Here is a 5,188-nt window from a genome sequence, read left to right as displayed (position 1 = left end):
CCTCGATCGGCGGATTCGCCGCGCAGTCGCGCCGCGGGCAAACAGCATCCTCATGAATGTTTTCAGCAAAGCGGCCGAACTCGGTATCCAGACCGAATTCGACGATGTTCACGGCCAGCGTCAGGTTGCCGACAAGGCGGCCCTTCAGATCGTGGTCGACGCCATCCCGGAGCCGAAGGGACGCCGGCTGCTGGGAAGCGTCCCGGTGGTCCGGCTCGGCGAAGCGAGCCGGACCGAGCTCGCGGCCGACGCGGCCTTGCCGATGCGCTGGAGCATCGCTGCGGGCGGCGAGACCGTGGCCGAAGGCGTCGCCGAGACGCCAGCCATCGCCTGGCCCGGCGACCTGCCGGTCGGGATTCATCAGCTGACGCTGACCGACGCCTCCGGCCGCAGCGAGCACTCGCCGCTGCTGGTGTCGCCGGCGCAGGCGTATCGGGGCGATTTCGATCGCTCCTGGATCGTCGCCGTGCAGCTCTACAGCCTGCGCTCGTCGCGCAACTGGGGCATCGGCGACTTCACCGATCTGGCCGATCTGATCGAGCTCGCCGCCGGACTCGGCGCGGGCGGCATCGGGCTCAATCCGCTGCACGCGCTGTTCGACGACCGGCCGCAGGATTGCAGTCCGTACGCGCCGAACAGCCGGCTGTTTCTCAATCCGCTCTATGTCGATATCGAGCAAATCCCGGAATACGCGGCTTCGGACCTGCCGGACGGCGGCGCTGAGATCGCGGCGCTGCGCGGCAGCGAGCTGGTCGACTACAAGGCGGTCGCGGCACTGAAGTGGCGCGCGCTCCGCGCGGCGTTCGGTCGATTCAAAGCCGGCGCGACGGCCGACCGCAAGACCGCGTTCGCGGCCTTTCGCCAGGAGCGCGAGCCGCTGCTCGGGCAGTTCGCCTGTTTCGAAGTGCTGCGTCACCGTTTCGACGGCGCCTGGTGGGACTGGCCGGCCGAGTGGCGCCGGCCGGACGATGCGCGCTTCGCCGAGATGCGCCGCGGCGCCGATGCCGCCGAGATCGAGTTCATCGAATTCTCGCAATGGATCGCCGACACGCAGCTGCGTCGCTGCAAGGAGTTGTCGGCTGCGCGCGGCATGAATGTCGGGCTGTATCTCGACGTCGCGGTCGGCGTCCAGGCCGGAGGCTTCGACGCCTGGAACGAGCAGGTCGCGATCTCGCGGCGGCTCTCCGTTGGTGCGCCGCCGGACTCGCTCAACACGGCCGGACAAAATTGGGGCCTCGCCGGCTTCAACGCGCCCGGCCTCGAACTCACCGGCTTTGCGCCGTATCGCGACATGCTACGCGCCTCGATGCGCTATGCCGGCGCGATCCGGCTCGATCACGTGCTTTGGCTGAACCGGCTCTACGTGGTGCCGGAAGGATTCGGTCCCGGTCACGGCGTCTATGTGAAGATGCCGTTCGATCCGCTGCTCGCGATCACCGCACAGGAAAGTGCCGCCAATCATTGCGTGGTGATCGGCGAAGATCTCGGCACCGTGCCGGAGGGCTTCCGCGAGAAGCTGATGAGCTGGGGGATCTGGTCGTATCGGGTGATGATGTTCGAGCGCGATTATCATCAGGGCTGGTTCTACGGCATCGAACGCTATCCGGCCGCCGCGCTCGTGACCTTCAATACGCACGACCTCGCGACTTACTCAGGCTGGCGCGCTTTCGCCGATCTCGCGCAGAAGCGCGCGCTCGGCCTCGATCCAGGTGAAAGCGACGACAGCCGCCGCTACGCGCTGCAGATGTTGGGCGATGCTTTGCGATACCAAGGCATCCAACAGGAAGATATCTACGCTGTGCTGACTTTCATGGCCCGGACGCCGGCGCGCCTGCTGGCGATCTCGCTGGAAGATCTGCTCGGCGTGATGGATCAGCCCAACATCCCCGGCACTGTCGACGAGCACCCGAACTGGCGGCGCAAGCTGCCGCGTGCGCTGGACGAGATAGGCGGCGCCATCAACCGTCAGGCGCTGCTCGCAGCGACCGCAGAACGGCGCTCGGCGGTGTAATCGTGGCAGGTCCGATCGAACACTACGCGTTGCTGGGCGACTGCGAAACCGCAGCCCTGGTCGGTCGTGACGGATCGATCGACTGGCTGTGCTGGCCGTCGTTCGACTCCGAAGCCTGCTTCGCGGCGTTGATCGGCAACGAAGACAACGGCCGCTGGCAGATCGCGCCGGCCGAGGCGGGCTTCAGCTCATCGCGCCGCTATTGCGGCGACAGCCTCGTTCTCGAAACGCGCTTTGAATCCGCGGACGGCGCCGTGACGCTGATCGACTTCATGCCGCCGCGCGGCAAGGCTTCGGACATCGTGCGCCTGGTCCGCGGCGATCAGGGCAAGGTGCGGATGCGGATGCAGCTCGTCATCCGGTTCGGCTTCGGCTCGGCGATCCCGTGGGTGAGGCGCGGCCAGGACGGCGAGCGGCTCGCCATCTGCGGTCCCGACATGATCGTGCTGCGTACGCCGGTAAAAACCCACGGCGAGAACATGACGACGATCGCGGAGTTCGAGATCGAAGCCGGGCAGACAGTGCCGTTCGTGATCACCTACGGCGCGTCGCATCTGCCGGTGCCGGAGCCGATCGATCCGTTTCAGGCGCTCGAGGATACCAAGCAGTTCTGGTCGGAGTGGTCGGGACGCTGCAGCTACGAGGGTGAGTATCGCGACCTGGTGATGCGGTCGCTGATCACCCTCAAGGCGCAGACCTTCCAGCCCAGCGGGGGCATCGTGGCGGCGCCGACGACATCGTTGCCGGAGAAGCTCGGCGGGGCACGCAATTGGGACTACCGGTTCTGCTGGCTGCGCGACGCGACCTTCACGCTGCTGGCGCTGATGAATAGCGGATACACCGAAGAAGCTTCGGCCTGGCACGACTGGCTGATGCGCGCCGTGGCCGGCAATCCGGCCAACATGCAGATCATGTACGGCATCTATGGCCAGCGGCGACTGCTCGAATGGGAGGCCGACTGGCTCACCGGCTACGAGGGCGCCAAGCCGGTGCGCATCGGCAATGCCGCGCATGCGCAGCTGCAGCTCGACGTCTACGGCGAACTGATCGACGCCTTCCATCAATGGCGCGTCGCGGACCTCAAGCTCGACGGCAAATCCTGGGCGATGGAATGCGAGGTGCTGGAGCATCTCGCCAAGATCTGGGATCAGCCTGACAGCGGCATCTGGGAAATGCGCGGCGACCCGCAGCACTACGTCTGCTCCAAGGTCATGACCTGGGTGGCGTTCGACCGCGGCATCAAGAGCGCCGCGCAGTTCAAGCTGAAGGCTCCGGTCGCCGAGTGGCGGGCGATCCGCGACAAGATCCACGCCGACGTCTGCACCAAAGGCTTCGACGCCGAACAGAACAGCTTCGTCGAGCATTATGGCGGCAAATATCTCGACGCCAGCGTGCTGCTGCTGTGGGCCGTCGGCTTCCTGCCGCCGGACGATCCGCGGATGCAAGGTACGCTCCAAGCCGTCGAGCACAACCTGATCGTCGAAGGCCTGGTCATGCGCCACGATCCGCGCCGCCACCCCGGTGAGAACGGGCAGCTCGAGGGCGCATTCCTGGCTTGCAGCCTGTGGCTCGCCGACGCCTATGTGCTGTCGGGCGACATCGACAAGGCCAAGGCGCTGTTCGGCCGCGTCGTCGAGATCGCCAACGATGTGGGGCTCTTGGCCGAGGAGTACGACGTCGAAGCCAAGCGCCAGGTCGGCAATTTCCCCCAGGCCCTGACCCACATCGCTTTGATCAACACCGCCCACAACCTCACCGCCGCGAAGAGTGGGGAGAAAAAGCCGGCGATGCAGCGATCGAAGTAAGTAACGTTGCCGCTGGAAAGCGCCTGCTTTCTTCAGCAAGCAGTGGGCACACCCGTCATCCTGAGGTGCGAGCGCAGCGAGCCTCGAAGGATGACCGCCGCGCGCGCAGCCCATCCTTCGAGGCCCACCGCGCTACGCTTCCGCGTAGCGCACGGTGGGCACCTCAGGATGACGCTGAGGATGGAGCTGTGTCAGAAGGAGGCCGCTGCAAAAACAATCGCCGTCATGGCCGGGCTTGTCCCGGCCATCCACGAATACCGAATCAGCAGCAAAAAGGACGTGGATGGCCGGGACGAGCCCGGCCATGACGGAGTAATTAGCGTGATCGATCAGCTGTTACGTTAGCCCTTCTCATTCCGCGCCAGAATGTAATCGATCGCCTTGGCGAATCCGTCTTCTTCGTTGCTGTCGGTGACATGCGCCGCTTGCGACTTCACATCATCGCTCGCGTTGCCCATCGCGATGGCGAGGCCGGCGACCTTGAACATCGCCAGGTCGTTGCGCATGTCGCCGATGGTGGCGATCGCGTCGGTGGGGATACCGAGGCGCTTCGACATCGCGCGAACGAAGGTCCCCTTGTTCTGGCCGGGCGGGGTGACGTCGAGATAGTAGTCCTGCGAACGCACGGCGAGCGCGCTGTCGCCGAGCGCCTGCTGCAACTCGGTCTCGCAGCGCTCCAGCAGCGGGAAATCCGGGCTGGCACCGACGATCTTGCAGGCCGCGGCCAGATGCGGCGTGAAGTCGTCGATCGTCACCGGATCGTGCTGGATGGTGTTCTGTTCGTGCGGCACGTATTTGCCGTCGTCGCGGCGGATGTACCAGGCATTGTTGGTGAACAGCCAGATGTCGACGCCATGGCGGTCCAGCAGCTCGATGCTGGTTTTGGCCGCAGCTTCGCCGATGACGTGCTGCTCGATCACCTTCAGATCGGCAGCGACGATCGAGCTGCCGTTGAACGGTCCGAGCGGCAGCGTGATCCGCAGCGGCTCGGCGAACATCCGCATGCCGACCGGTGGCCGGCTCGAGGTGATGGTGAAGCCGATGCCGGCGTCGCGCAGCTTGTCGACCGCCGCATGGGCACGATCGGTGAGACGCTTGTCGTTGGTCACCAGCGTGCCGTCGACGTCGGAGATCACGAGCTGAATGCGGGGCATTGATCCATCACCATCTCTATCGTCATTGCGAGGAGCGAAGCGACGAAGCAATCCAGCGCAGTGCGCGGGGCTGGATTGCTTCGCTTCGCTCGCAATGACGGTTCAAACATTCGATCGAGCACTGGTCGACGAGGGTAGCTGTGCAACCACCTCGCCGACGATCTCGTCCACCGCCGCGTCGATGCCGACCCGGATCGGGCGTTCGTCCGGTCCGGGCG

Annotated in this window: 4 protein-coding genes; 3 read left to right on the top strand and 1 reads right to left on the bottom strand. The window is 65.4% G+C overall.

Going from position 1 to position 5,188, the window contains the following annotated elements:
* Positions 1 to 52: 52 nt before the first annotated feature.
* The 3 genes from malQ to I5M_RS33375 all read left to right on the top strand — a co-directional run bounded on the left by malQ (position 53) and on the right by I5M_RS33375 (position 4,161).
* Positions 53 to 2,011 (top strand): 4-alpha-glucanotransferase, encoded by a 1,959-nt coding sequence (gene malQ, locus I5M_RS19505; RefSeq protein WP_031337098.1) that lies wholly within the window; start codon positions 53 to 55, stop codon positions 2,009 to 2,011.
* Between the two features lie 2 nt (positions 2,012 to 2,013).
* Positions 2,014 to 3,816: a glycoside hydrolase family 15 protein gene (locus I5M_RS19500; protein WP_022722932.1), complete on the top strand. Its 1,803-nt coding sequence runs from the start codon at positions 2,014 to 2,016 to the stop codon at positions 3,814 to 3,816.
* A gap of 90 nt (positions 3,817 to 3,906) precedes the next feature.
* The gene (locus I5M_RS33375; RefSeq protein WP_148287910.1) at positions 3,907 to 4,161 is read left to right on the top strand and encodes a hypothetical protein; all 255 of its coding nucleotides are present in this window, start codon (positions 3,907 to 3,909) and stop codon (positions 4,159 to 4,161) included.
* On the opposite strand, the gene I5M_RS19490 is transcribed toward I5M_RS33375, so the two are convergent.
* Positions 4,158 to 4,970, bottom strand: a complete 813-nt coding sequence (locus I5M_RS19490) for a Cof-type HAD-IIB family hydrolase (RefSeq protein ID WP_022722930.1) — start codon at positions 4,968 to 4,970, stop codon at positions 4,158 to 4,160. The two genes, I5M_RS33375 and I5M_RS19490, sit on opposite strands and share 4 nt — an antisense overlap.
* Positions 4,971 to 5,188 lie beyond the last annotated feature (218 nt).

Source organism: Rhodopseudomonas sp. B29 (genome assembly GCF_000333455.1).
Classification (GTDB): Bacteria; Pseudomonadota; Alphaproteobacteria; order Rhizobiales; family Xanthobacteraceae; genus Rhodopseudomonas.
This window is presented reverse-complemented; position numbering and strand designations above follow the sequence as displayed.